The 25,604-nt window shown below is 68.1% G+C and carries 26 protein-coding genes and 1 tRNA gene; 20 read left to right on the top strand and 7 right to left on the bottom strand.

Features of this window, described 5'->3' with window-relative positions; translation table 11 throughout:
- Positions 1–27 precede the first annotated feature (27 nt).
- From ACQ754_RS05165 to galU, 13 genes are all read left to right on the top strand, one after another.
- Entirely contained in the window at positions 28–1,197 is a 1,170-nt protein-coding gene (locus tag ACQ754_RS05165) for a phosphoglycerate dehydrogenase (RefSeq protein WP_440995932.1), read from the top strand.
- 16 nt (positions 1,198–1,213) lie between these two features.
- Complete coding sequence (gene pheA / locus ACQ754_RS05160) at positions 1,214–2,299, top strand: prephenate dehydratase (RefSeq protein ID WP_440995931.1); 1,086 nt, start codon at positions 1,214–1,216, stop codon at positions 2,297–2,299.
- Between the two features lie 23 nt (positions 2,300–2,322).
- On the top strand, positions 2,323–3,480 hold the full coding sequence (hisC, locus tag ACQ754_RS05155; RefSeq protein ID WP_440995930.1) for a histidinol-phosphate transaminase: 1,158 nt from the start codon (positions 2,323–2,325) through the stop codon (positions 3,478–3,480).
- On the top strand, positions 3,477–4,352 hold the full coding sequence (locus ACQ754_RS05150; protein WP_440995929.1) for a prephenate dehydrogenase: 876 nt from the start codon (positions 3,477–3,479) through the stop codon (positions 4,350–4,352). Before hisC ends, ACQ754_RS05150 begins: the two co-directional genes overlap by 4 nt.
- A complete protein-coding gene (aroA, locus tag ACQ754_RS05145; RefSeq protein WP_440995928.1) occupies positions 4,336–5,667 on the top strand; it encodes a 3-phosphoshikimate 1-carboxyvinyltransferase in 1,332 nt (443 codons plus the stop codon). The genes ACQ754_RS05150 and aroA overlap by 17 nt, the downstream gene beginning before the upstream one ends.
- Positions 5,668–5,680: 13 nt before the next feature.
- Positions 5,681–6,358: a (d)CMP kinase gene (cmk, locus tag ACQ754_RS05140; protein WP_440995927.1), complete on the top strand. Its 678-nt coding sequence runs from the start codon at positions 5,681–5,683 to the stop codon at positions 6,356–6,358.
- A gap of 114 nt (positions 6,359–6,472) precedes the next feature.
- Entirely contained in the window at positions 6,473–8,152 is a 1,680-nt protein-coding gene (gene rpsA / locus ACQ754_RS05135; protein ID WP_440995926.1) for a 30S ribosomal protein S1, read from the top strand.
- Between the two features lie 79 nt (positions 8,153–8,231).
- Positions 8,232–8,534, top strand: coding sequence for an integration host factor subunit beta (locus ACQ754_RS05130; protein ID WP_440995925.1), 303 nt, complete (start codon positions 8,232–8,234; stop codon positions 8,532–8,534).
- A 112-nt stretch (positions 8,535–8,646) separates the two neighbouring features.
- Positions 8,647–8,940 (top strand): LapA family protein, encoded by a 294-nt coding sequence (locus ACQ754_RS05125; RefSeq protein WP_440995924.1) that lies wholly within the window; start codon positions 8,647–8,649, stop codon positions 8,938–8,940.
- A 2-nt stretch (positions 8,941–8,942) separates the two neighbouring features.
- The gene (gene lapB, locus ACQ754_RS05120) at positions 8,943–10,118 is read left to right on the top strand and encodes a lipopolysaccharide assembly protein LapB (protein WP_440995923.1); all 1,176 of its coding nucleotides are present in this window, start codon (positions 8,943–8,945) and stop codon (positions 10,116–10,118) included.
- A 1-nt stretch (position 10,119) separates the two neighbouring features.
- Positions 10,120–10,830 (top strand): orotidine-5'-phosphate decarboxylase, encoded by a 711-nt coding sequence (gene pyrF, locus ACQ754_RS05115; protein ID WP_440995922.1) that lies wholly within the window; start codon positions 10,120–10,122, stop codon positions 10,828–10,830.
- Between the two features lie 86 nt (positions 10,831–10,916).
- A complete protein-coding gene (locus ACQ754_RS05110) occupies positions 10,917–11,174 on the top strand; it encodes a ComEA family DNA-binding protein (protein ID WP_440995921.1) in 258 nt (85 codons plus the stop codon).
- A gap of 72 nt (positions 11,175–11,246) precedes the next feature.
- Positions 11,247–12,125, top strand: a complete 879-nt coding sequence (gene galU / locus ACQ754_RS05105; protein WP_440995920.1) for a UTP--glucose-1-phosphate uridylyltransferase GalU — start codon at positions 11,247–11,249, stop codon at positions 12,123–12,125.
- A gap of 168 nt (positions 12,126–12,293) precedes the next feature.
- On the opposite strand, the gene ACQ754_RS05100 is transcribed toward galU, so the two are convergent.
- From ACQ754_RS05100 to ACQ754_RS05090, 3 genes are all read right to left on the bottom strand, one after another.
- Positions 12,294–12,368: transfer RNA gene (locus ACQ754_RS05100), tRNA-Asn, on the bottom strand.
- Between the two features lie 113 nt (positions 12,369–12,481).
- The gene (locus tag ACQ754_RS05095) at positions 12,482–12,880 is read right to left on the bottom strand and encodes a hypothetical protein (protein ID WP_440995919.1); all 399 of its coding nucleotides are present in this window, start codon (positions 12,878–12,880) and stop codon (positions 12,482–12,484) included.
- A gap of 116 nt (positions 12,881–12,996) precedes the next feature.
- Entirely contained in the window at positions 12,997–14,196 is a 1,200-nt protein-coding gene (locus tag ACQ754_RS05090) for a pyridoxal phosphate-dependent aminotransferase (protein ID WP_440995918.1), read from the bottom strand.
- A 47-nt stretch (positions 14,197–14,243) separates the two neighbouring features.
- Between ACQ754_RS05090 and uvrB the strand changes: the two genes are divergently transcribed.
- Both uvrB and ACQ754_RS05080 read left to right on the top strand, forming a co-directional pair.
- Positions 14,244–16,268, top strand: a complete 2,025-nt coding sequence (gene uvrB / locus ACQ754_RS05085; RefSeq protein WP_440995917.1) for an excinuclease ABC subunit UvrB — start codon at positions 14,244–14,246, stop codon at positions 16,266–16,268.
- An 87-nt stretch (positions 16,269–16,355) separates the two neighbouring features.
- On the top strand, positions 16,356–17,327 hold the full coding sequence (locus ACQ754_RS05080) for a radical SAM protein (RefSeq protein WP_440995916.1): 972 nt from the start codon (positions 16,356–16,358) through the stop codon (positions 17,325–17,327).
- Positions 17,328–17,434: 107 nt separating this feature from the next.
- Here ACQ754_RS05080 and ACQ754_RS05075 read toward each other — a convergent pair whose 3' ends face one another.
- The gene (locus ACQ754_RS05075; RefSeq protein WP_440995915.1) at positions 17,435–17,992 is read right to left on the bottom strand and encodes a carboxymuconolactone decarboxylase family protein; all 558 of its coding nucleotides are present in this window, start codon (positions 17,990–17,992) and stop codon (positions 17,435–17,437) included.
- Positions 17,993–18,118: 126 nt separating this feature from the next.
- On the opposite strand from ACQ754_RS05075, the gene ACQ754_RS05070 reads away from it, so the two are divergent.
- The 3 genes from ACQ754_RS05070 (at position 18,119) to ACQ754_RS05060 (ending at position 21,564) form a co-directional block, all read left to right on the top strand.
- Positions 18,119–19,039, top strand: a complete 921-nt coding sequence (locus ACQ754_RS05070) for an AraC family transcriptional regulator (protein ID WP_440995914.1) — start codon at positions 18,119–18,121, stop codon at positions 19,037–19,039.
- Positions 19,036–19,776: a metallophosphoesterase gene (locus ACQ754_RS05065; protein ID WP_440995913.1), complete on the top strand. Its 741-nt coding sequence runs from the start codon at positions 19,036–19,038 to the stop codon at positions 19,774–19,776. The genes ACQ754_RS05070 and ACQ754_RS05065 overlap by 4 nt, the downstream gene beginning before the upstream one ends.
- 96 nt (positions 19,777–19,872) lie before the next feature.
- Entirely contained in the window at positions 19,873–21,564 is a 1,692-nt protein-coding gene (locus ACQ754_RS05060; RefSeq protein ID WP_440995912.1) for a sensor domain-containing diguanylate cyclase, read from the top strand.
- Positions 21,565–21,581: 17 nt separating this feature from the next.
- On the opposite strand, the gene ACQ754_RS05055 is transcribed toward ACQ754_RS05060, so the two are convergent.
- The 3 genes from ACQ754_RS05055 to ACQ754_RS05045 form a co-directional block, all read right to left on the bottom strand.
- Entirely contained in the window at positions 21,582–22,595 is a 1,014-nt protein-coding gene (locus tag ACQ754_RS05055; protein WP_440995911.1) for a zinc-dependent alcohol dehydrogenase family protein, read from the bottom strand.
- 37 nt (positions 22,596–22,632) lie between these two features.
- Positions 22,633–23,220: a cyclin-dependent kinase inhibitor 3 family protein gene (locus tag ACQ754_RS05050; protein WP_440995910.1), complete on the bottom strand. Its 588-nt coding sequence runs from the start codon at positions 23,218–23,220 to the stop codon at positions 22,633–22,635.
- A 114-nt stretch (positions 23,221–23,334) separates the two neighbouring features.
- Positions 23,335–24,234 (bottom strand): LysR family transcriptional regulator, encoded by a 900-nt coding sequence (locus ACQ754_RS05045; protein WP_440995909.1) that lies wholly within the window; start codon positions 24,232–24,234, stop codon positions 23,335–23,337.
- A gap of 178 nt (positions 24,235–24,412) precedes the next feature.
- Here ACQ754_RS05045 and ACQ754_RS05040 point away from each other — a divergent pair, with 178 nt between their 5' ends.
- Together ACQ754_RS05040 and ACQ754_RS05035 are read left to right on the top strand one after the other, a co-directional pair.
- Positions 24,413–24,646: a DUF1127 domain-containing protein gene (locus ACQ754_RS05040; RefSeq protein ID WP_440995908.1), complete on the top strand. Its 234-nt coding sequence runs from the start codon at positions 24,413–24,415 to the stop codon at positions 24,644–24,646.
- A 146-nt stretch (positions 24,647–24,792) separates the two neighbouring features.
- Positions 24,793–25,599 (top strand): DODA-type extradiol aromatic ring-opening family dioxygenase, encoded by an 807-nt coding sequence (locus ACQ754_RS05035; RefSeq protein WP_440995907.1) that lies wholly within the window; start codon positions 24,793–24,795, stop codon positions 25,597–25,599.
- Positions 25,600–25,604: the final 5 nt, after the last annotated feature.

Below are 25,604 nucleotides of genomic sequence, written 5' to 3'. Positions count from 1 at the left end.
GAGCAACGGGGAACCGATAACTGCCTTATGTACAAGATCCTCACCCTCGACAACATCTCCGTTAAGGGCCTGGACCGGCTGCCGCGGGAGGCCTACGAGGTCTCCTCGGAGATCCAGCACCCGGATGGCATCATGTTGCGCTCGCACAAGATGCACGGCATGGAGCTGCCGGAGACCCTAAAGGCCGTCGCCCGTGCCGGCGCCGGCGTGAACAACGTACCGGTGGAGGCGCTCAGCCACCGCGGCATCCCGGTGTTCAATACGCCGGGCGCGAATGCCAACGCGGTCAAGGAGCTGGTGCTCACCGGGATGCTGATGGCGGCGCGCAACGTCGGACCCGCCTGGGATTTCGCACGTGCGCTCGACGGCGACGACGCCGAGATCAACCGGCAGGCGGAGGCCGGCAAGAAGCAGTTCGTGGGCTGCGAGCTGCCGGGGCGTACCCTGGGCGTGGTCGGCCTCGGCGCCATCGGCGTCCTGGTGGCCAACGCCGCCCGATCACTGGGCATGAAGGTCATCGCCTACGATCCGCACGTGACCGTGCACAGCGCCTGGAAGCTCTCCGCCGATGTGCGTCGCTCGCACAGCGTCGACGAGGTCTTCGCCGAGGCGGACTTCGTCACCCTCCATGTACCCGAGATCGACGCCACCCGGGGCATGGTCAATGCCGAGCGCCTGCGCCAGGTCCCGGAGGGCGCGGTGCTGCTCAACTTCGCCCGGGCCGGCATCGTCGACGAGGCCGCCGTGGTGGCCGCCTTGGGGGAAGGCCGGCTCAGCAGCTACGTCTGTGATTTCCCGAGCAATGCCCTCAAGGGCCATCCCCAAGTGGTAACCCTGCCCCACATTGGCGCCTCCACCCATGAGGCCCAGGACAACTGCGCGATAATGGCCGCGGAGCAGCTACGCGATTACCTGGAGACCGGCAACGTCGTCAACTCGGTGAATTTCCCGGAGATGGTGCTGCCGCGCAACGGCAGTGGTGACCGTTTGACGGTGTCGAACAACAATGTGCCGAACATGCTCGGGCAGATCTCCACCGCGCTGGCCGACGCTGGGCTCAACATCGATGACATGTACAACAAGTCCCGCGGGGACCTCGCCTATACCGTGGTAGACGTGGCAGGCAAGGTTACCGACGAGGTGGTCGAGCGGATCCGCGGCATCGACGGGGTGCTCGCGGTGCGGGTGATCGAGTAGCGACGGAGCGGCAAGCATGAGCGACGAGTCGGACCGCCTGGGGCAGGTGCGCGAGCGCATCGACGCCATCGATGACGAGATCCTGCGGCTGATCAATGCCCGGGCCGAGGCGGCCGGCGAGGTCGCCCGTATCAAGCGCGAGACCGGCGAGCCGGGGGACTTCTACCGGCCCTCCCGTGAGGTGAGCATCCTCAAGCGGCTGCGTGAGGCTAACCCCGGCCCCCTGCCGGATGGCGACGTGCTGCGGCTGTTCCGCGAGCTTATGTCCTCGTGCCTGGCGTTGCAGCAGCCGCTGTCAGTGGCCTATCTGGGGCCCGAGGGGACCTATACCCAGGAGGCGGCGCTCAAGCACTTCGGCCACGGCATGCGGGCGCTGTCCCAGGACGGTATCGACGCGGTGTTCCGCGAGGTCGAGGCGGGCAATGCCGATTACGGCGTGGTGCCGGTGGAGAACTCCACCGAGGGGGTGGTCTCCCACACCCTGGATCGATTCCTGACCTCGCACCTGAAGATCGTCGGCGAGGTGGAGCTGCCCGTACGCCATAACCTCGCCAGTGGTGAGGACCACCTGGAGGCGGTGCAGCGGGTCTACTCCCACCAGCAGGGCCTGGCCCAGTGCCGGGCCTGGCTGGATCATCACCTCCCGCGTGCGGAGCGCATCCCGGTTGCCAGCACCGCGGAGGCGGCGCGGCTGGCGGCGTCGGCGCCCGGCACTGCGGCCGTGGCCTCGGATGCGGCAGCGGAGCGCTATGGCCTGGAGGTCCTGCACCCGAATATTCAGGACGGGGCGGTGAACACCACCCGCTTCCTGGTGCTCGGCAACACCACCCCACCGGCCACCGGCGATGACAAGACCTCCGTGGTGGTCTCGCGCACCAACCAGCCGGGTGGTCTCGCGGGGCTGCTGGCGCCGCTGGCGCGCTACGGGCTGAACATGAGCCGTATCGAGTCGCGGCCCTCGCGGCAGGGCATGTGGGAGTATGTCTTCTTCATCGACGTGCTCGGCCACGCCGAGGATCCGACCCTCAAGCGTGCCCTCGGCGAGATGGAGCAGCTGGCAAGCCTCCTGAAGGTCCTCGGTTCCTATCCACGGGCCAGCTAGTCCCACCCAAGCGGGCGGTAACAATGACCATGGATTCCCCCATCCCCTTCCGCGACCTGGCGGTCCCGGGCGTGCGCGACCTCCAGCCCTATCAACCGGGCAAGCCGGAGGCGGAGCTGGCCCGGGAGTACGGTGTCACCGACATCGTCAAGCTTGCCTCCAACGAGAACCCGCTCGGGCCCAGCCCCGCCGCCGTGGAGGCGGTGGGCCGGGTGGCCGCCGACCTGCACCGCTACCCAGAGGGTGGCGCCCACGACCTCCGGGCGGCGGTGGCCGCCCACCACGGCGTGGCCCCGGAGCAGCTGACCTTCGGCAACGGCTCCAATGACGTCCTCGACCTGGTGGCGCGGGCCTTCCTCGGGCCCGGCCGGGAGGCGGTGTTCGCCGAGCACGCCTTCGCCGTCTACCCCATCGCCACGCGCACCGTCGGCGCGGATGCCGTGGTGGCACCGGCCCACGGCCCGGAGCATGCCCAGCCCCACGGCCACGACCTGGAGGCCATGCTCGCGGCCATCACCGGCAGCACCCGGGTGGTATTCATCGCCAATCCCAATAACCCCACGGGTACCTGGCTGGACGGGGACGCCCTCGAGTCCTTCCTGGAACGGGTACCGCGGGAGGTGGTGGTGGTCCTCGACGAGGCCTACGTGGACTACGCGCTGGACTGTCCGGGCTATCTGGACGGCACGCGCTGGCTGGAGCGGTTCCCGAACCTCGTGATCACGCGGACCTTTTCCAAGATTCACGGGCTCGCGGGGCTGCGGGTGGGTTATGCCCTGTCCTGCCCGGAGATCGCGGACCTGCTCAACCGTGCGCGGCATCCATTCAACGTCAACGCCGCCGCCCAGGCGGCGGCGGTGGCGGCGCTGGCGGATACCGACCATGTGCGCCGTTCGGTGGCGTTGAACCGGGAGCAACGCGCCCATCTGGCGGAACGCCTCGCCGCCCTGGGCCTGCGGGTGCTGCCCAGCGCCGGCAACTTCCTGTGCGTGGAGGTGGGCCAGCGCAGCGATGCCGTCAACGAGGCCCTGCTCCGCGCCGGGGTGATCGTGCGGCCGGTCGGCGGCTACGGCCTGCCGCGCTTCCTGCGGGTCACCGTGGGCACGGCGGCGGAGAACGAGCGCTTCCTGGCGGCCCTGGAGGCGGCCCGCAGCGACGGCCTGATCGAGCGCACCGCATGACCCCGATCCGGCAGCTTACCGTCATCGGGATGGGCCTCATCGGTAGCTCCCTGGCTCAGGCGCTGCGTGCCGCCGGTGCCGTGGAGCGGGTGGTGGCCGTGGGTCGTGGTGAGGCGACCCCTCGACAAGCGGTGGCCCTCGGGGTGGCGGACGAGGGCAGCACCGACGCGGCCGCGGCCGTAGCCGCGGCCGACATGGTCGTCATCGGCGTTCCCCTGGGTGCCGTCCGGGGCGTGCTCGACAGCATCGCCGAGGCGCTGCCGCAAGACGCGGTGATCACCGATGTGGGCAGCGTCAAGGGCTCGGTGGTGGCCGATGCGCGTGCGGTGTTCGGCGAGCTGCCGCCGCGTTTCGTGCCCGGCCATCCGGTGGCGGGCACCGAGCGTTCCGGCGTCGGGGCCGGCTTCGCCGAACTCTTTCGGGGCCGTCGGGTGATCCTCACCCCGGCGGCGGAGACCGATCCCGATGCCCTCGAGCGGGTGCGGGCCATGTGGGCGGCCACCGGTGCCGAGACCATAGAGATGGACGTGGCCCACCACGACCGTATGCTAGCCGCCACCTCGCACCTGCCGCACCTGCTGGCCTACGGGCTGGTGGACACCTTGGGGCGCTGGGATGCCAGTCACGAGGTCTTTCAGTATGCCGCCGGCGGCTTTCGGGATTTCACCCGCATCGCCTCCAGCGATCCGGTGATGTGGCGCGATATCTGCCTGGCCAACCGCGAGGCGCTGCTGGAGACCCTGGCGCATTACCGCGAGGACCTGGAGGCGCTGACGCGACGGGTGCGCGAGGGTGACGGTGAGGGTCTCGCCGAGGTGTTCGCCCGGGCCAAGGCGACACGGGACGAGTATCGGTATGTCTTCGAGAAGTAGCCGGGCGCTGACGTTTCACGCGGCGGGTGCGGAGCGGTTGCGCGGGGCCTTGCGGGTGCCCGGGGATAAGTCCATCTCCCACCGGGCGGTGATGTTCGGCGCCCTCGCCGAGGGGGTCACGGAGATCGATGGCCTGCTCGAGGGCGAGGACGTGCTCGCCACGCTGGCCGCCTTCCGCGCCATGGGGCTCCGCGCCGAGGGCCCCGTCGGCGGTGCGCTCACCCTCCACGGCGCCGGTCTCCACGGCCTGCAGGCGCCGGACGGGGCGCTGGACATGGGCAACTCCGGCACGGCCATGCGCCTGCTCTGCGGGGTACTGGTGGGGCAGGGCTTCGATACTGTGCTAACCGGGGATGCCTCCCTCAATCGCCGGCCCATGCGCCGGGTCACCGAGCCGCTGGCGCTCATGGGGGCGGTGATTGAGGCGACGGCAGCGGGCACCGCGCCGCTGCATATCCTTGGTGGCCAGCGGCTGCGGGGCATCGATTATGCGCTCCCGGTGGCCAGCGCCCAGATCAAGTCGGCGCTACTGCTCGCCGGCCTTTATGCGGAAGGGGAGACCCGGGTTACTGAGCCCGCCCCCTGCCGCGACCACACCGAGCGGATGCTCGCCGGGTTCGGTTATCCTGTGGAGCGCGCTGGTTCCACCGTCGCCCTGCGAGGTGGGGCACGACTCGTTGCCACCCCCGTTTCCGTGCCCGCGGACATCTCCTCGGCGGCGTTTTTCCTGGTGGGCGCGAGTATCGCGGCGGATGCCGACGTCACCCTGACCCACGTGGGCATGAACCCCACCCGGACCGGGGTGATCGAGATCCTGCGCCTGATGGGTGCGGATATCGAGGTCGGCAATGAGGCCGTGGTCGGCGGCGAGCCGGTGGCCGATCTGCGGGTGCGCAGCGCACCGCTGCAGGGCATCGCGGTCCCCCCGGAGCTGGTACCCCTTGCCATCGACGAGTTCCCGGTGCTCTTCATCGCCGCCGTCGCCGCGCAGGGCGAGACCGTGATCACCGGCGCCGAGGAGCTCCGGGTCAAGGAGAGCGACCGCATCGCGGTGATGGCGGAGGGATTGAGCGCATTGGGCGCGCACGCGGAGCCGCTGGCCGATGGTATGCGCATCCATGGCGGGCGGCGGCTGCATGGGGGCCGGGTGCATGCCCGCGGCGATCATCGCGTGGCCATGGCCTTCGTCATCGCGTCTCTGATCAGCGACGGCGCGATCGGCGTCGAGGATTGCGCCAACGTCGCCACCTCCTACCCGAGCTTCGCGGACGAGGCGCGGCGACTGGGTCTGTCCCTGAAGGAGATCGACGAATGACGGTGGAGGGCGCATGAGCGACGCCGTGCCTGTGATCACCATTGACGGACCCGGCGGATCCGGCAAGGGGACCGTCGCCCGGGAGGTGGCCCGGCGATTGGAGTGGCATCTGCTCGACAGTGGCGCGATCTACCGCGTGCTCGCCTATGCCGTGGGGCGCGACGCCGTGGCTACGGAGGACGAGGCGGCCATCGTCGACGTGGCCGGGCGGATCCGCATCCGCTTCGAGGGTGGCGAGACCGATGCGCGGGTGTTCGTCGATGGCGAGGAGGTCACCGCCGCGATCCGCTCCGAGGCTTGTGGTGCCATCGCGTCCCGGATCGCCGTGCTGCCTGGCGTCCGAGCGGCCTTGCTGGCGCGTCAGCGTGATTTCCGTCGGCCCCCCGGGCTGGTGGCCGACGGCCGTGATATGGGCACGGTGGTCTTCCCGGATGCCCCGGTGAAGATCTTTCTCACCGCATCGGTGGAAGAACGTGCCCGGAGGCGCTATAAACAGTTGATGGACCAAGGGCTTGGTGCTAGCCTGAACGATCTTGTAGAGGAGATCACCGAACGGGACCGTCGCGATGCGGGCCGTGCGGTGGCTCCCCTCGTCGCGGCCGCCGATGCCGCCGAGCTCGATACCACGGAGCTCGCGGTGGACGAGGTGGTCGAGGCGGTGATGAGCCAGGTGCGCCGGCGGCTCGGCTGACGGCCCTGGAGGCTCGACAAGGCGTGAAAGCGGCCCCCGTGCGCCCGCGGTGGTCGCTTTCTGTGTATGTAGGCACAACAACTTGACTGGTTACGGTCTGGGATCAATTCACCCATGAGCGAAAGCTTTGCTGAACTGTTCGAACAGAGTCTTTCGAACACCGATATGCGCCCCGGTGCCATCGTTAACGGTACCGTGGTTGCCATCGATGGCGATGACGTCATCGTCAACGCCGGCCTCAAATCCGAGGCCATGATTCCGCTGGAGCAGTTCATCGACGATGAAGGCAACATCGAGGTGAACGTCGGCGATGAGGTCGAGGTGGCCCTCGACGCCGTCGAGGACGGCTTCGGCGAGACCCGGCTCTCCCGCGAGAAGGCGAAACGGGCCCGGGTCTGGACGAAGCTCGAGGAGGCCTACGAGGCCAGTGAGACCGTGACCGGTCAGATCAGCGGCAAGGTCAAGGGCGGCTTCACCGTGGACCTGGGCAACGTGCGCGCCTTCCTGCCGGGCTCGCTGGTGGACATCCGCCCGGTGCGCGACACCACCTATCTCGAGGGCAAGGACCTCGAGTTCAAGGTGATCAAGCTCGACCAGCGCCGCAACAACGTGGTGGTTTCCCGCCGGGCGGTGGTCGAGGAGGAGTACAGCGCCGAGCGCGAGGCGTTGCTCGAGAAGCTCCAGGAGGGCCAGCAGCTCAAGGGCATCGTCAAGAATCTCACCGACTACGGCGCGTTCGTCGACCTCGGGGGCATCGACGGGCTGCTGCACATCACCGACATGGCCTGGCGCCGCGTCAAGCACCCCTCCGAGGTGGTCAACGTCGGCGACGAGATCGAGGTCAAGGTCCTCAAGTTCGACCGCGAGCGCAACCGCGTCTCCCTCGGGCTCAAGCAGCTCGGCGAGGACCCGTGGGAGAACATCGCCGGCCGCTATCCCGAGGGTGCCCGGGTCAACGGCCGTGTGACCAACATCACCGACTACGGCGCCTTCGTCGAGATCGAGGAGGGCGTCGAGGGTCTGGTCCACGTTTCCGAGATGGACTGGACCAACAAGAACGTCAATCCGGCCAAGGTGGTCGCCATCGGCGACGAGGTCGAGGTGATGATCCTCGACATCGACGAGGAGCGCCGCCGGATCTCGCTCGGCATGAAGCAGTGCCTGCCCAACCCCTGGGACGAGTTCGCCGCCAAGTACAACAAGGGCGACCGTGTCGCCGGGGCGATCAAGTCGATCACCGACTTCGGCATCTTCATCGGCCTCGAGGGCGGCATCGATGGCCTGGTGCACCTTTCGGACCTCTCCTGGCACGAGGCCGGCGAGGAGGCGGTGCGCGAGTATAAGAAGGGCGACGAGGTCGAAGCGGTGGTCCTCTCGGTGGACCCGGAACGCGAGCGCATCTCCCTGGGTATCAAGCAGCTCGAGCAGGACCCGTTGTCCAGCTGGGTCGCCGAGCACCCGAAGGGCAGCCTGGTCACCGGCACCGTCACCGAGGTGGACGCCAAGGGCGCAACCGTGAAGCTCGCCGAGGAGGTGGAGGGCTACATCCGCGCCGCCGACCTCGACCGCGAGCGTGTGGACGATGCCCGCCAGGTGCTGCGTGAGGGCGATCAGGTGGAGGCGAAGTTCACCGCCGTGGACCGGCGCAACCGCATGATCAACCTCTCGGTCCGGGCCAAGGACCAGCAGGAGGAGCGCGCCGCGGTGGAGGACTTCGGCCGGCCGTCCAACGCTGGCACCACGGCCCTCGGCGATCTGCTCAAGGAGCAGATGCAGAACAAGGACGAGGACTGAGTCGCTCCGTCGGGCCGGCGGTCGCGGCCGTTGCCGTGGCCCCGGCCCGTTCTTGTTGGACCGGGCCGCTGGAAGAGCAATGACCAAATCCGAGCTGATCGAACTGATTGCCGACCGACAACAGCATCTCCCCCACAAGGACGTCGAGCTGGCGGTGAAGACCCTGCTGGAGCAGATGAGCGAGGCCCTGGCCTCCGGGGAGCGCATCGAGATCCGCGGTTTCGGCAGCTTCTCCCTGCATCGCCGACCGCCGCGTATCGGGCGCAACCCCAAGACCGGGGAGGCGGTGGCCCTGCCGGGGAAGTATGTCCCGCACTTCAAGCCGGGCAAGGAGATGCGCGAGCGGGTGAACGACGGCCGGGACAATCCCATCCGCGAGTGACCGCCCCGCACTCCGGGCGAGGTCAGCCGGCCGCCCGTGACTCCCTCCCAGGCTTCCTTCAAAATGACGTCACCGCTCCGGCCCTGAGCACTACGGAAGGATCTGCACACCCATGCGACGTCTACTGTTTCTGGTACTTGCCATTGCGGTGATCGCCCTCGGTCTGAGCTTCGCCCTCCTCAATGGGGAAGAGGTAATGGTGAACTACTACTTCGGCAGCGCCGCCATGCCGCTGTCGCTGTGGCTGGCGATCGCGCTGCTGGTCGGTGCCGTGCTCGGGGTGCTCTCGGCGACCATGGTCCTGCTGCGCCAGCGCCGGGAGCTCGCGCGGCTGCGGCGCGAGGCCCGCCATGCCCGCACCGAGGTGGACGAGTTGCGCAAGCTGCCGCTGCGCGATAATCCCTGACGATGCTCGAACTGCTCTGGCTGCTGCTGCCGGTGGCCGCTCTCTCCGGCTGGGCGGTGGGGCGCCGGGAACGCCGGGATCCCGGCGGCCAGCGGCCGGCGAGCTTCTCTCCCGAGTACTTCCGCGGCCTCAATTACCTGCTCAACGAGCAGCCCGACAAGGCCATCGAGGTCTTCACCCGCATGGTGGAGGTGGACTCCGATACCGTGGAGACCCACCTGGCCCTGGGGAACCTGTTCCGCCGGCGTGGCGAGGTGGATCGGGCCATCCGCATCCACCAGAATCTCATCGCCCGGCCGTCCCTGGAGCGTGGCCAGCATGCCTACGCCATGCTAGAGCTGGCCAAGGACTATATGAGCGCCGGGCTGCTCGATCGTGCCGAGGCCATCTTCGGCGAGGTCGCCGAGCAGCAGGACCACGCGGCCACCGCGCTGCGCTACCTGCTCGATATCTACCAGCAGGAGCGCGAATGGGAGCAGGCGGTAGAGGTGGCCCGGCGGCTGTCGCGGGTCACCGGCCGGGACCTTGGCGGCCACTGCGCCCAGTTCTGTTGTGAGCAGGCGGAGGAGGCCCTGCGCCGGGGGGAGAGCGATGAGCAGGTCCGGGCCCTGCTCAAGCGGGCGCTGAACTTCGAGGCCTCGTGTGTGCGCGCGAATATGCTGCGCGGCGACCTGGAGCGCAGCCGTGGGAATCTGCGCGCCGCGGTGCGCGCCTATCGCCGCGTCCAGCACCAGGACCTCGACTACCTGCCGGAGGTGCTGCCGGCCCTGGAGGCCTGCTACCGGGAGCTCGGCCGCATGGGTCGGTTCCGTCGTTTCCTGTACCGGGCGATGAAGTCCTACGACGGGGCCTCGGTGGTCATGAAGCTCTCCGAGCTGATCGCCGAGGAGGACGGCCGGCAGGCGGCCATTGAGTTCATGGCCTCGCAGCTGCGCCAGCGGCCGTCGGTGCGCGGCTTGAACCGGCTCATCGAGCTCAATATCGATGACGAGGACCCCGACCGGCGCCGGCAGCGGGATCTCCGCGTGCTCCACCAGCTGTTTCAGGCGCTGATCGGTGACCGCCAGCCCTACCGCTGCCAGAGCTGCGGGTTCTCGGCACGGCAGCTGCACTGGCAGTGTCCGAGCTGTCGGGCGTGGAGCACCATCAAGCCGGTCAAGGGGCTGCAGGGGGAGTAACGTGTCACTGATCATCGCCCTGGACTTCGACGAGGTCGCCGCCGCGGAGGCGCTGGTGGCGACGCTTCCGCCGGGGGAGTGCCGGTTGAAGGTGGGCAAGGAGTTGTTCCTGCGCGGCGGCCCGGAGATGGTAGGGCGCTGGGTGGCTGCCGGCTGGGAGGTCTTCCTGGATCTCAAGTTCCACGACATCCCCAACACGGTGGCCGGCGCCTGCCGGGCGGCTGCGGACCTCGGGGTATGGATGGTCAACGTCCATACCCTGGGCGGCCCGGCCATGCTCGCCGCGGCGCGCGAGGCGGTGGAAGGCGCCCGTCATCGGCCCTTGATCATTGGTGTGACCGTGCTCACCAGTCATCGCGAGGCGGATCTCGAGCGCATCGGGCTCAACGGGCCGATGGATGCTGCAGTGGGCCGGCTCGGTGGCCTTGCCGCCGAGGCGGGACTCGACGGGGTGGTGTGCTCCGCCCGGGAGGCGGCGGCCATGCGCGCCCTCGGCGGCGACGGCTTTCGGCGGGTGACCCCGGGGATCCGGCCGTCGGGCACCGATGCGGGGGACCAGGCGCGGGTGATGACGCCGGCGGCCGCCCTGGCCGCCGGTGCGACCGACCTGGTCATCGGTCGCCCGGTGACCCGAGCCGCCGACCCGGTGGCTGCCCTGGCCGCCATCCGTGCCGAGGTCGAGGGTGTAGCCTCCCGCCCGCGGGGTTGGTGACGCCGGCGGCGTCGGGGTATGCTCAACGGGTCGGACCGGGAAGGTCCGGCCTGTGAATCATTGACCCGACCAAGGAGGGTACTGCCATGAAACCTTTCCACACCCTGGCTACCATGTTCTCGCTGATCGCCGCGCCCGTGGTGCTGGCGGCGGGGATCAACATCAACACCGCCGACAGGGAAGCGCTCCAGCAGCTCGACGGGATCGGGCCGGCCCTTGCCGAGGCCATCGTCGAGTATCGCGAGGCAAACGGTGGCTTCGCCGATCCCTCGGAGCTCACCGAGGTGAGCGGCATCGGCGAGATGACCCTCGAGTCCATCCGCGGTGATATCATCGCCGAGTAGCCGTGGAGATCACGCAGTCGTGCACAGGCCGCGCAGCGCGCGGCCTGTTTTACTGAGAAGGCGCTGACGACCATGACCCGACGCATACGCAAGGCCGTTTTTCCCGTTGCCGGACTCGGCACCCGCTTCCTCCCGGCCACCAAGGCCAATCCCAAGGAGATGTTGCCGGTGGTGGACAAACCGCTGGTGCAGTATGCCGCGGAGGAGGCCGTCAAGGCGGGGATCGAGACCCTGGTATTCGTCACGGGCCGCAATAAGCGCAGCATTCCGGATCATTTCGACAAGGCCTATGAGCTGGAGACCGAGCTCCAGGCCAAGGGCAAGGAGGAGCGGCTACGGCTGGTCCGCGAGATCCTGCCCAACGGGGTGGCGGCGGTCTACATCCGCCAGTCCGAGGCCCTGGGGCTCGGCCACGCCGTACTCTGCGCCGAGCCCATCGTCGGCGACGAACCCTTTGCGGTGATCCTGGCCGACGACCTCATCGACGATCCGGATGGGGGCGGCTGTATGGCGCAGATGGTCCGGCAGTACGACGAGCAGGTGGCGAGCATCCTCGGTGTCCAGCGCGTGCCCGAGAGCCATACCGACCGTTACGGTATCGTCGACTCCGAGCCCGTATCCGAACGTCTCAGCCGCATGCACGGCATCGTGGAGAAGCCGGACCCGACGGTGGCGCCGTCCACCCTGGGGGTGGTGGGGCGCTATATCCTCAATCCCGCCATCTTCAACAAGCTCCGTCGGACCCGCCCCGGCGCCGGGGGCGAGATCCAGCTCACCGACGCCATCGCCGCGTTGATGGCGGACGAGCCGGTGTTCGCCTATGAGTTCCGGGGCACCCGCTATGACTGTGGCGACAAGCTCGGCTACCTGCAGGCGACGGTGGAATACGCGCTCAAGCACCCGGAGCTCGGGGCGCAGTTCCGTGAGTATCTGGAGGGTCTGGAATACTGATCCTGTGTGGGCGCCGCGGCATCCCCGCAGGGTTTGCGCCGTGTTTGACGCGGCTGTTGGATCGGCTGGATGCGGCGACCAAGCCCGGGGACATGGACTTGCCTGGTTACCGTTTCCATCGCGCGGATTGGCGCGATTGTGGTGGGGAATGTAACCACCTGATTTTATTGGCTCCCCGGGACGGATTCGAACCGCCGACCCAGTGGTTAACAGCCACTTGCTCTACCGCTGAGCTACCGGGGAAGTGTCATGCCGTGAATCGCGTATTCTAATGATGCTGCCCGCCGGGTCAACACCCGGCGGCGACGAAAGGCCGGGGCGTGGCCGGGATGCGGTACGCCCCGGGATCGCGGGTTTCACCGCAGCCACAGGCGGCGGCGCTGCTCCTTGCGGGAATTCTCCCGATAGACGCTACCGATCTCCTGGAACTTCTCCTGGCCGGAGCTGACCAGATCGTTCTGGTCCTCGATAAGCCCGTTCACCTTGTCATGGAGGGCGTCGATCATTCTTACCATGACCAGGTTCTGCTCGGTAAGGGTCAGGGCGGCCTCGTGGAGGGCCTGTTCTCGCTCCGAGGCGTCGGCGGACTCCAGTGCCTCGAGCTGGCCGCCCAGGTCGTCGAGCATCAGGCCGTAGGTGGTGCCCTCCAGATCCGGCAGTCGGTCCTGGGCGGACGCGTGCAGCGGGGCGACGAGCAGGGTGGCCCCGAGGACCAGGGCGCAGAGGCCGGTGCTTTGCTTCGCAGTGCAGTTCATGGTTTTCCTCCTTGTCGGTTTTGGCTTCAACTGCACGGGCAAAGTTAGTAGGCGGATGGCACGCCGGAAATACGGGAAAACCCGTGTAAGGGCAACCACCTATGCCATCGTCGAGGTCAGCGCACGCCGGCCTCGGCCAGTGCCTGGGCCATCCGCTCCATGGCCGTCGCCAGGTTCTCGGCGGAGGTGGCGAAGGAGACGCGGATGCGCCCGGGCAGGCCGAAGGCGGAGCCCGGGACCACGGCGACGCCGGTCTTCTCCAGCAGCCACTCCGCGAGGGCCCGGTCGTCGCGGACGCCCTCGAGCTCGCGGATCAGCCGCCGGGCATCGGCGAACAGGTAGAAGGTGCCGTCCGCCGGGCGGCAGCGGATGCCGGGCAGGGCATTGAGGCGTTCCACCAAGAGATCGTGGCGTTCGCGAAAGGCCTGCCGCATGGGCTCGATACACTCGCTGCCCCCCTCGAGGGCCGCCTGCGCCGCGGCCTGGGAGACGCTGCTCGGACAGGAGGTGGACTGGGACTGGACCTTGGCCATCGCGGCGATCAGCGGCTCCGGTCCGGCGGCGTAGCCGATCCGCCAGCCGGTCATGGCGTAGGCCTTGGAGACGCCGTTGATCACCACCGTGCGCTCGCGCAGTTCCGGGCAGGCGTTGACGATGTTGGCGAAGGGCCCATCGTTCCAACGGATAGGCTCATAGATATCGTCACTGGCCACTACCACCTCGGGGTAACGGCGCAGCACCGTGCCGAGGGCGGCGAGCTCATCGCGGGTATAGACCACGCCGGTGGGGTTGGCCGGGCTGTTGAGAAAGACCAGGCGGGTCCGGTCGGTCAGCGCCGCCTCCAGGGTCTCCGGCGTGAGCCGGAAGCGGCTGTGCTCGTCGGTCTCGACGATCTCCGGCACGCCGTCGACGAGGCGGACGATGTCCGGGTAGGAGACCCAGTAGGGCGCTTGGATCACCGCCTCGTCACCGGCATCCAGCAATGCCGCCGCCAGGTTGTACAGGCATTGCTTGGCGCCGGTGCCGACGATGATCTCCGCCGGCGCATACTCGAGTCCGTTGTCCCGATGGAGCTTGGCGGCAATGGCGGCCCGTAGAGACGCGGTGCCGGTGGGCGCGGTGTAGTGGGTCGCGCCGGCGCGTATCGCCGTGATCGCCGCCTCGCTGATATGCTCCGGTGTATCGAAGTCCGGCTCCCCGGCGCTCAGGCTGATTACGTCCCGGCCGGCGGCACGCAGGGCCTCCGCCCGTGCAGTGACCGCCATGGTCGGCGAGGGCCGAACGCGCTGGACGCGCCTTGCGAGTTGAAACGCCAACTTCCACCTCCACCTGTCGCGGTGTACCGCCCCCGGATGATATTGCAATGGCTGACGAATTTCTTCTCCATGCCGATTTCGAGCCGGCCGGTGACCAGCCGACCGCCATCGACACCCTGGCGGAGAGCCTGGAGGACGGTCACGCCCACCAGACCCTGCTCGGCGTCACGGGCTCCGGCAAGACCTTCACCATGGCCAGCCTCATCGCCCGGGAGCAGCGCCCGGCGGTGATCCTGGCGCCGAACAAGACCCTGGCGGCCCAGCTCTATGGGGAGTTCAAGGCGTTCTTCCCCGACAACGCCGTGGAGTACTTCGTCTCCTATTACGACTACTACCAGCCGGAGGCCTACGTTCCCGCATCCGACACCTATATCGAGAAGGACGCCTCCATCAACGACCACATCGAGCAGATGCGGCTCTCGGCCACCAAGGCCATCCTGGAGCGGCGGGACACCATCATCGTGGCCTCGGTGTCCTCCATCTACGGCCTGGGCGATCCTCAGGCGTATCTGTCGATGGTCCTGCATCTCTCCCGGGGCGAGCGTATCGACCAGCGCCAGATCCTGCGCCGGCTCGCCCAACTCCAGTACAAGCGCAACGACCAGGACTTCGGCCGCGGCACCTACCGGGCCCGTGGCGACGTCATCGACATCTTCCCGGCGGAGTCCGACGAGGAGGCGGTGCGCATCGAGCTCTTCGACGACGAGATCGAGCAGCTCGCCTGGTTCGATCCGCTCACCGGCGAGGTGCTGCGCCGGGTGCCGCGGCTGACCATCTACCCGAAGACCCACTACGTCACGCCGCGGGAGCGGGTGCTCGCGGCCATCGAGGCGATCAAGGAAGAGCTCCGCGAGCGCCTCGACGAGCTCAACGCCGCCGGCAAGCTGTTGGAGGCCCAGCGCCTGGAGCAGCGGACGCTGTTCGACCTGGAGATGATGCAGGAGCTCGGTTACTGCAACGGCATCGAGAACTATTCCCGCTACCTCTCCGGGCGGGCGCCGGGCGAGCCGCCGCCGTGCCTGTTCGACTACGTGCCCCACGACGCCATCCTGTTCGTCGACGAGTCCCATGTCACCATCCCCCAGCTCGGGGGCATGTACCGCGGTGACCGCTCGCGCAAGGAGACCCTGGTGGAGTACGGCTTCCGGTTGCCCTCCGCTCTGGACAACCGGCCGCTGAAGTTCGAGGAGTTTCGGCGGCTGCAGCCCCAGGCGGTCTATGTCTCAGCCACCCCGGGGCCGTTCGAGGAGCGCCACTCGGAGGTCACCGCCGAGCAGGTGGTCCGGCCCACCGGGCTGGTGGACCCGGCCATCGAGGTCCGGCCCGCCTCCACCCAGGTGGATGATGTGCTCTCGGAGATCCACGCCCGGGTGGACGCCGGGGAGCGGACCCTGATCACGACGCTGACCAAACGCATGGCCGAGGACCTTACCGAGTACCTTCACGAGCACGGTGTGAAGGTGCGCTACCTCCACTCGGACGTAGATACCGTCGAGCGGGTCGAGATCATCCGCGACCTGCGCCTGGGCGTGTTCGATGTGCTGGTGGGCATCAACCTGCTGCGCGAGGGCCTGGACATGCCCGAGGTCTCCCTGGTGTCCATATTCGACGCGGACAAGGAGGGCTTCCTGCGCGCCGAGCGCTCGCTGATCCAGACCATCGGCCGGGCCGCGCGCAACGTCAATGGCCGGGCCATCCTCTATGGCGATACGATCACCGACTCCATGCGTCGGGCCATCGACGAGACCGAGCGCCGCCGGGCCCGGCAGATCGCCCACAACGAGACTCATGGCATCACGCCTCAGACCATCCGCAAGGCGGTGGCGGACGTGATGGAGCGGGAGGCCCCGGGCGCCCCCGACACCGCCGAGCACTACGCAGAGGTGGCTGAGGAGACCCTGGCCTACGGGAAACTCTCCCCCGCCGAAGCGGTCAAGCGTATCAAGGCCCTGGAGAAGGAGATGCACGAGCACGCGCGCAACCTGGAGTTCGAGGAGGCGGCGCGGCGGCGCGACGAGATCCGCAAGCTCCAGGCCCACGCCCTCGGCGAGCCCACCCGGGAGAGCGCCTAGCGCCGACGTACGTACTCGGGCCTATTTCCCGGGGCGGGCACCGGCGGCTATAACGGGTAGCACCGACACCGCAATAAGGAGCATCCAGTGAGCACCCAGCCCAAGGAGGCCTTGGAGGGGCCGCGCTACCTGATCGAGCCCGGGAAGTTCCGCGACCCGACGGTCACCGCGGACGGCGAGCCCCGCGCCCACGTCACCCTGCAGCGCCTGGAGACGCTATGGATCAACACCGGGACGTTGTGCAACCTAACCTGCCGGAACTGCTACATCGAGTCATCGCCGCGCAACGATAGCCTTGCCTGGATTACCCGGCACGAGGTGAGGGCGTATTTGGACGAAATCGAAGGGCAGGGGCTGGGCACCCGGGAGATCGGCTTCACCGGCGGCGAGCCGTTCATGAACCCGGAGATGATCGGCATGCTCGAAGACGTGCTCGAGCGCGGTTTCGAGGCCCTGGTGCTGACCAATGCCATGCGCCCCATGATGAAGGTCGCCGAGCCCCTGGCGGCGCTCAATGGCCGTCATGGAGAGCGCCTCACCGTGCGTGTGTCCATGGATCACTACCGCCCGGAATGGCATGAGTGGGAGCGCGGTGCCAAGACCTGGCGCCCGGCCATGGCAGGGCTGCGCTGGCTCTCGGAACAGGGCTTCCGTGTCTCCGTGGCCGGACGCAGGTTCACCGGCGAGTGCGAGCAAGCGGTCCGCGACGGCTTCGCGGCGCATTTCCGGCACGAGGGTATCGCCGTGGACGCCCATGACCCGGAGGATCTGGTGCTGTTCCCGGAGATGGACCCAGCGGTGGATGTCCCCGAGATCACCGAGGGGTGCTGGGACAAGCTCGGCCGCCACCCGGACAGCGTCATGTGCGCCGGCTCGCGCATGGTGGTCAAGCGCAAGGGCGCGGAGCGACCCGCCGTCGTGGCCTGCACCCTGCTGCCCTACGACCCCCAGTTCGAGCTCGGGAGCACCCTGGCGGATGCCCAGCGCACGGTCCCTCTGAACCACCCCTTCTGCGCCCAGTTCTGCGTCCTGGGCGGCGCGAGCTGTAGCGCCTCCTAATGTCCGTTCCCCCTGGCGGGCGGCGGACTTTGGATATCGCCTCATGGAGTGAGGGTCGCCCAGCCGCCGCCAGGGCATGCGGGAGGTTACGTGGCCATGAGCCGGACTCAGGCGGCTTTGCCCTCCCACTTCAGCGACGAGAGCTGCTCGTTCAAGGGCGTCCCGGTGATGTGGTTGGTGTAGTTGCTGAGCACCTTCATGGTCACGCCGAGGACGACCTCCAGCGCCTGCTCCCGCGTATAGCCGGCGTCCAGGAGGCGGTCGACCGCGTCGTTGGCGAGCCAACCGCGGTTGCGCACGACCTCCAGGGTATAGGCGCGCAGCGCCTCGAGTCGGCTGTCCGGGAGCTCGTGGCCGGCCCGCAGGGCCTCCAGCACCGACTCCTCCATGCCCGCCTTCTTGGCCCGGCCGGTGTGGGCGGCCACGCAGAAGTGGCACTCGTGCTCGACGCTGGTGGTCAGCAGCACGACTTCCCGTTCCACCGGCGACAACGAGGTCTTGTCGAAGATACCGGAGATGCTGGCGTAGCCTTCCAGCACGGCCGGCGCCTCCGCCATCTTGGCGAAGATGTTCGGGATGAAGCCCATGGTTTGCTGGGTGCCCTCCAGCTGGGGTTTCGCTGCCTCCGGGGCGGTGTGGGTATCGTGGAGTGGGAATTCGGTCATGATCTACCTCCGTACTTTGGGCTGTCTGTGACTCCGCCACTCACGCTACGGTGAGAACGGATATTCCGGAATGGCTCAACTGCCATCATTTATGTCCGAACTGCCAGAGACACGGAAGCCGGTGACATGGATCTCATCAGCAGCCTGCTGAAGACGTTCCACCTCAATGCCACGGTCTTCGAGCGCTCTCGCTTCTGCGGCAACTGGAGCCTGGAGCATGCGGGGCGTCACCAGGCGAGCTTCCACCTGGTGGTTTCCGGGCGCTGTTGGCTCGACCCCCTGGATGGCAGCGAACCGATGTGCCTGGGGCAGGGCGATCTGTTGGTGTTGCCGCGGGACGCGCCCCATCGGCTCAGCGAGCGGCCCACCAGCGAACCCGACGCGGGCGAACCCCGGCGTGCGCCCTTGGGTGATACCGAGTCCGGGGGCACGGGCATCATCTGCGGTTACTTCGTCTTCGACGAGGGTGCGTCCAATCCGGTGCTCGATGCCCTCCCCGAGTACCTGTTGCTGCCCGCCGAGGAGGTGACAGGGAGCGATACGCTGCGGAGACTGGTGGGATTGCTGGTGGAGGAATCGACGGTCTCGCTGCCGGGGAGCGACGCCATGGTGGACCGGCTCTCGGATGCGCTTTTCATTCAGGTGGTACGCCAGTATTTCCGCAAGCATCCCCGGGAGTCCGCCCTCGGAGCGGCCCTGGCGGACCCGGCCGTGCACCGGGCACTGCAGTGCATCCACGCCCAACCGGCGCATGCCTGGGACCTGCAGTCGCTGGCGCGGGAGGCAGCGGTCTCGCGTTCCGCGCTGGTCCAGCGTTTCACCGCCGCCATGGGGTGCGCGCCCATGCGCTATCTCTCCCGGTGGCGCTTGAAGCTCGCCCACCGGCTATTGCGGGAAGGCGAGCCGGTGGCGAGGGTGGCCGAACAGGTCGGCTATCGCACCGAGGCCGGATTCAGCAAGGCGTTCAAGCGCCACTTCGGCCGCGGCCCCGGAGCGGTGCGCCGCGGGACGCATTCAGGGGACGAGGCGGGTTACCCATCGCTATGATCGTGCAACGTCTGCCAGCGAATGAACACGGCCGCGATTTCGTCGTCGGCGATATCCATGCCGCCGTCACACGGCTGCGGGAACGGCTCAAGGCCATCGACTTCCACCCGGACCGCGACCGTCTGCTCTGCGTGGGGGACCTGGTGGACCGCGGCCCCGAGCCCCATCTCGTCCCCGGGTTGCTGGCGGAGCCCTGGTTCCACGCCGTGCGCGGCAACCACGACGTCAGTGTGCTGCACGCCCTGGGGCGGGAGGGCTCGCCGGCGGGCCTGCCCTATCGATGCGAGGATCATCACTGGATCCATGAGCTGAGCGCGGATGCCACGGAGGCCCTGCTGGATGGCCTGCAGGCGCTCCCCTGGGCGCTGGAAGTGGGCACCCCGGAGGGCACTGTGGGCGTGGTGCACGCGGAGGTGCCGCCGGAGTATCCCACCTGGGCGGAGTTCGTAGACGCCATGGCGGATCCGGACCTGGGCGAGGAGGTGCGTTACCAGGCGATCTGGTCGCGGGAGATCGCCGGTCGCGCCCGCGGCCGGGGGACGGATGCGGCGCTCACCCATCCGCTGCCCGATGTGCTGCGAGTCTTCCATGGCCATACCCTGATGCACGGCCTGTCGGTGCTTCGGGTGGCCAATCGCTTCTGGATCGAGACCGGTGGTTGGCTACCTGACGCCATGCCATTTCCGCCGCCCGGCCGGCCACGATTCACGCTCGTCGATATCTGTTCCCCGGGGTGATCGGCAAGCTTGCGGCCCGCGTCGCTCTTCCGCCGGAGTGTGCTAACGTGCCTGTTAGTGGGGCTTCAGCCAAGCGGCGACGGGGTGGCGCGGCGCATGAGCCTTAGGGCGCGATTTCTTCTGCTCGCTGCGGTCCTCGTGGTGCTGGCATCCGTATCGGCCTGGCTGGTGTTCCACCGAATCGCCGAGGGGATCATCGAGGAGTGGGGCCGGCGCATCGCCGAGGTCCAGGTCCAGTACGACAGTGCCCGCCTGCGCCAGCCCCTGGAACGGGAGATCGCCCTGGCCCGCCAGTTCGCCGACTCCATCGTCCTCCACCGCTGGGCCCGCAATCCCGATGACCCCGTGCTCGAGGCCGAGGCCATCGAGGAGATGGAGAGCTTCCGGGGCAATTTCGGGAGCCGTAGTTATTTCGTCGCCCTGCGAGAGAACGGCGCCTACTATCACAACAACGCGGACGGCGAATACACCGGCGAGCAGCTGCGCTATTACCTGGATCGCGACGACCCCGATGACGCCTGGTTCTTCCGCCTCATCGAGGAGGGGCGGGATTTCCACCTTAACGTCAACCCGGATACCGAGCTCGGTGTCACCAAGCTCTGGATCGATGTGCTCCTGCGGGACAGCGACGGCACGGTACTCGGCATGGTCGGTACCGGCCTGGACTTGGAGCAGTTCCTCGACGAGATCGTCGACATCGAGCAGGAGGGCATCACCACGCTGTTCCTGGACTTTCAGGGGGCGATCCAGCTCTATCGCGATCAGCGCATGATCGACTTCGCGAGCATCGTCAAGCCGGAGGGCCAGAAGAAGACGGTGGATCTGCTCCTGGATGCCCCGGAGGATGAACGCCGTATACAGGCGATGATGGATGCCCTCGCAGAAAGCGCCGAGCCCAACGGCACCGTGCGCACGACCTTCGTGGCCATCGACGGCACGCGGCATTTGGCCGGCCTTGCGTACCTGCCCTCCATCGGCTGGTACGAGCTCACCCTGCTGGATCTGGACAGCATCATGCCCGTGGCGCGGTTCGCCCCGGTGGCGGCGGTGTTCGCGGTGACCCTGCTGGTCACCCTGCTGGCCTTTCATCTCGCCCTCCAGTACCAAATCCTCAACCCGCTGAGGGCGTTGGAAACGGCAATGCGTCGGGGCCGCGAGGGCCGCCTGGAGGCCTGCAGCCTGCCTCGGGGGCATGGCGAGATCGGCCGGCTCATCCAGCACTTTCGGGCCATGGCGGAGGCGATCCGAAGCCATACCGAGGAGCTGGAGCACAAGGTCCGCGAGCGCACCGAGGCGCTGCACCGGCTGGCGCGGATCGACCCGCTCACCGAGCTGATCAACCGCCGCGGCATGACAGAGCTGCTGGAGGAGGCCGCTGCCCGGGCGAGCCGGGAAGGCCAGCCCTTCGGGCTAGTCTGGCTGGATCTGGATAGCTTCAAGGAGCTAAACGACCAGCGCGGGCACTCCGCCGGCGACGCCGCCCTGCGCGAGGTCGCCCAGCTGCTCCGGGACAACACCCGTCGTTACGACCACGCCGCCCGGTGGGGCGGTGACGAGTTCCTGGTGCTGCTTTCACCGTGTGATGCGGAGACGCTGCAGGTGTCTGCCGAGCGCATCCGCGCCGGTGTGGAGGCCGCCCGTTACGGTACCGGCGAGCACCTGACGGTGAGTATCGGTGCCTACCTGGCTCGGCCAGGTGAGGGTGCCGAAGCGGCCCTGTCCCAGGCGGATCGGGCGCTCTATGCGGCCAAGTCGGCTGGCCGCAACACCTTCCGCCTGGCCGAATAACCGCCCGGTGCCGCCGCTCAGATGTCCAGGCAGATCTTGCCGAAGTGACGACCGCTCTCCTCGTGGCGGAAGGCCTCCACCAGCTCCTCCAGGGGGAAGTGGCGGTCGATCACGGGGCGGATGTCGCTGGCCTCCAGCGCATCGACCAGCTGCATCTGGTGCTGCCGGCTGCCCACCAGCACGGCGTCCAGCCGCAGCTGGCGCATCAGCGCGAAGCGCAGCGGGAAGTCGCCCTTCACCCCGGTCAGCACCCCGATCACCGCGATATGGCCGCCGACCCGGCAGGCGCGCATGGACTGCTCCAGCGTCCCCGGCCCCCCGACCTCTACCACATGGTCCACGCCTTGGCCGCCGGTCAATCGATGGGCCGTCTTGCCCCACTCGGGGTCGTCGTTGTAGTTGATGACGTGCTGCGCACCCATGGCCGCGAGGCGCTCGAGCTTCTCGTCACTGGAGGAGGTGGCGAAGACCCGCGCGCCGGCGTGTCGGGCCAACTGCAGCGCGAAGATCGAGACGCCGCCGGTTCCCTGCACCAATACCGTTTCCCCGGGCTTGAGGGCGCCGTCGACGAACAGCGCTTTCCAGGCCGTCACGCCCGCGGTGGTCAGCGTCGCCGCCTCGGCATGGCTGTAGCCCATGGGGGCGCGGGTGAAGGCGGTGGCCGGGGCGGTAACCTTCTCTCGGGCATAGCCGTCGACGCCGTCACCCGGGGTGGTGGCAAACCCCTCGTGCCGCGGCGGGCCATTCAGCCAGTTCGGAAAGAAGGTGCTCACCACAGGGTCGCCCACGGAGAATTCGTCGACCTCCGCCCCCACGGCGGTGACTTCACCGGCGCCATCCGCCATGGGAATGCGCGTCTCCTTCGGCGCCGTTGCGCCCTTGACCACCCCGTAATCGTGGAAGTTCAGCGAGCTGGCCCGGATGCGCACCGTGATCTCACCCGCAGCGGGTGCCGGCGGTTCACCGCCGTCGGCCACCGACACGTTGTCGAAGCCCCCGCCGGGGGCAAGGAAGACCGTCTTGTTCTGCATGGGGGCTCCCGGTAGCCGTTGCTGTACGGCCCCCAGTTTAACCCGTCGCGCCGGGGAGGCGGAGCACATACCCTTCCTGGGCGCGGGTCTCCACGGTTCCGGGCCGTACGGTTCGGACGCGCTCCAGGGCCCGCCGCGGTGGCACGCCGGATTCCGCCAGCAGCCGGCACGCCACCAACCCCGTGCGGCCGAGCCCGCCCAGGCAGTGGACGAGAATCCGATCCCCAGCGCGCAGCCAGAGGTGGAAAGCCGGCGAGAGCGCCTGCCAGGCGGTCTCGAAGTCCGCGTCCGGCACGCCGCCATCCTCGATGGGCAGGTGGAACCATCCGTGTGGCCCGAGCACCGTGCGGCATGCGATGGGCATCTCGGCCACCCCGTAGCGCTCCAGCTCGTGGACCTCCATGAGGGTCAGCACGGCCCGTGCGCCCCAGTCGCGGACCACGGCAAGGTCCGCCTCCAGCGACCGCGCCCAGGTGCCGCTGACACCCGCCCCCTGCTTGCCGGGGCAGAGGGTCATGCCGATGACGCCGCCATGGGGCGTGTCAACGGTGGCGATACGCAGGGGGCTGTTGTTGCTCGTTCGGGTTTTCGAGGATGGGACGAAATCAGGTGAATCCGAGGGCATTGCCGTTCCTCTCCGGCCAATTCCGCTCCAGGCTCGCACGTCAGTGCGACAGCCCCTGTCGTAGGCGCTGCGCGTTGGTTTTATGCGGAAGGACGCCAATGCGTGGCGAACTCATCAGCGGGATTCCGAGACAGATGGATCGGCGCCCTCCAGGGCCGCCTGTTCCTCGCGGAATGCGTCGACGACGAATGCGCGAAAGGCCCGTACCCGCCGCAGCCGTGCGAGGCCGGTGCGCACCACGAACCAGACCGGATACCGACCCACGACCTGGGTGTCCGGCCAGCGCACGAGTCCGTCGGTGCGATCCCCGGTGATGCACGCGATCAGGCAAGGGCCGGCACCGTGACGGGCGGCCGCGAGGTGGCCCATGCCGGTGTCGATAGTGAAGGGGGCCTCCTCGGAATCCACTGCCGGGTGTAGGAGCTGGGCGGACGCCACCGTGCGGAGCCTCCGGTCCCAGCCGACGATGGGCGTCACGGATCCGCGTTGATTCGCCGCGACGGCCCGCGTGTAGTAGGCGAAGGCCATGCGACCGATCCGGGAGGCAACGAAATCGCCCTCCTTGGGGCGGGAGAGGCGGATCGCACAGTCGGCCTCGCCGCGGCCGAGGCTGAGGGTGGCGGGGCTCGCGCGCAGTTCCAACCGCAGGCGGGGGTAGCGCTCATGGAAGGCGGTCAGCCGCGGGATGAGCACGTCATAGGCGACCGATTCGGTGCAGGCGACCCGCAGCACGCCCTTCGGTTCGGCGTCACCGGTGCGGATCTCGTCCTCGGCGGCCCGCAGATCCTGCTCCATCCGGTCCGCGTAAGCCAGAAGCCGGAGACCCGCCTCCGTGGGCTCGTAGCCCCTGCGGGAGCGTTCGAATAGCTGACTGCCCAGTGCCTTCTCCAGCGTCGTGATCCGTCGGGTTACGGTGGAGACACTGGTGCCGAGCTCCTGCGCCGCGCCAGAGGCGGTGCCAAGCCGCGCAGTGAACAGGAAATGCCGCAGGTCATCCCAGTCTATATCTTTCACAAATGCAAAACGAACTTACGATTTCTCGCATATACTAATCTAGCACTGCTCCCTAGACTTTTCCCGAAAGTGGTTAGCCGAAGGAGCAGTCGCCATGCCTTCCTGCAATACAGAACTCAGTACCCCTTGCCTCGGAATGGAGGCGTCGCGTGGGCGTTTGCAGTCCGTGGATACGCCGATGGCGGCCAGGCTGTTGGCCGCCGTTGCCCAGGGCCTCGCATGGGCGGTGCGTCCCATAGGGACCATTTGGTTGCGGCTGGGTCGTTGGATTCGAGATTACCGGCGTTACCGTCGCGTCCTCGCCGAGGTCTCGAGGCTGGACGACCGTATGCTCCGCGATCTGGGCGTGCGCCGGGAGGATCTGTGGCTGGCGGCACGTGACCACAGGCCGGGCCGGGACCAGGATGTGTGAGCAATCGATCGTCCCCGAACACGCACCATTCGGTGGGACGTTGGCGTACTTGTGTTCTCGCGACAGCAACAATGTTGTGCATGAACGGTGGCTTACCGCATCGGTGCCGGTATGGGACGCTATCGGTATCGCAACGACGAGGCGGAATGATGCTGAAACCAATGCCCACTCATTTCATCCCCCACGGCGGCGGGCCCTGCTTCTTCATGGAGTGGGATCCGCCGGATGCCTGGGACCGCATGGCCGCGTGGTTGCGCGGGTTGATGGCGGAGCTGCCGCGCCGGCCAGCGGCGGTGGTGGTGGTCTCCGCCCACTGGGAGGCGTCGGCGTTCACGGTGAACGCCCAGGCCGCACCGTCGCTGCTGTTCGATTATTACGGTTTCCCGGCGCATACCTATGAGCTCACCTGGCCGGCCGCGGGCGAGCCGGAGCTGGCGGAGCGCGTGCGCGAGTTGCTGGAGGATGCCGGCCTGCCGGGGGCGGTGGAGCGCGAACGGGGACTGGATCACGGGGTGTTCATCCCCTTCAAACTCATCGATCCGGAGGCGGATATCCCGGTGGTGGAGCTTTCCCTGCGCGCGGGCATGGATCCGGCGGAGCATATCGCCGCGGGCCGGGCGCTGGAGGCCCTGCGGGACGAGGACGTGTGGTTGGTGGGCAGCGGCATGAGCTTCCACAACATGCGCCGGTTCCGCTGGGACAATAGCGGTCTCGACGCGGACTCCGTGCGCTTCGATGAGTGGCTCGGCGATGCGGTCACCGCCCCGGCGGCGGAGCGCCAGCGCCGGCTCGTCGCTTGGGCCGATGCCCCCGGCGGGCGTGCCTCCCATCCCCGCGAGGAACACCTGCTACCGCTGCACGTGGTGGCCGGCGCCGGCGGGGAGGATCCGGGTGCCGTTGTGTTTCAGGACCGGGTGCTCGGCAGCGCTCAGTCCGCCTTCCGCTTCGGCTGAGTCCG

It is taken from the genome of Arhodomonas sp. SL1, assembly GCF_052060015.1.
GTDB lineage: Bacteria > Pseudomonadota > Gammaproteobacteria > Nitrococcales > Nitrococcaceae > Arhodomonas.
This window is presented reverse-complemented; position numbering and strand designations above follow the sequence as displayed.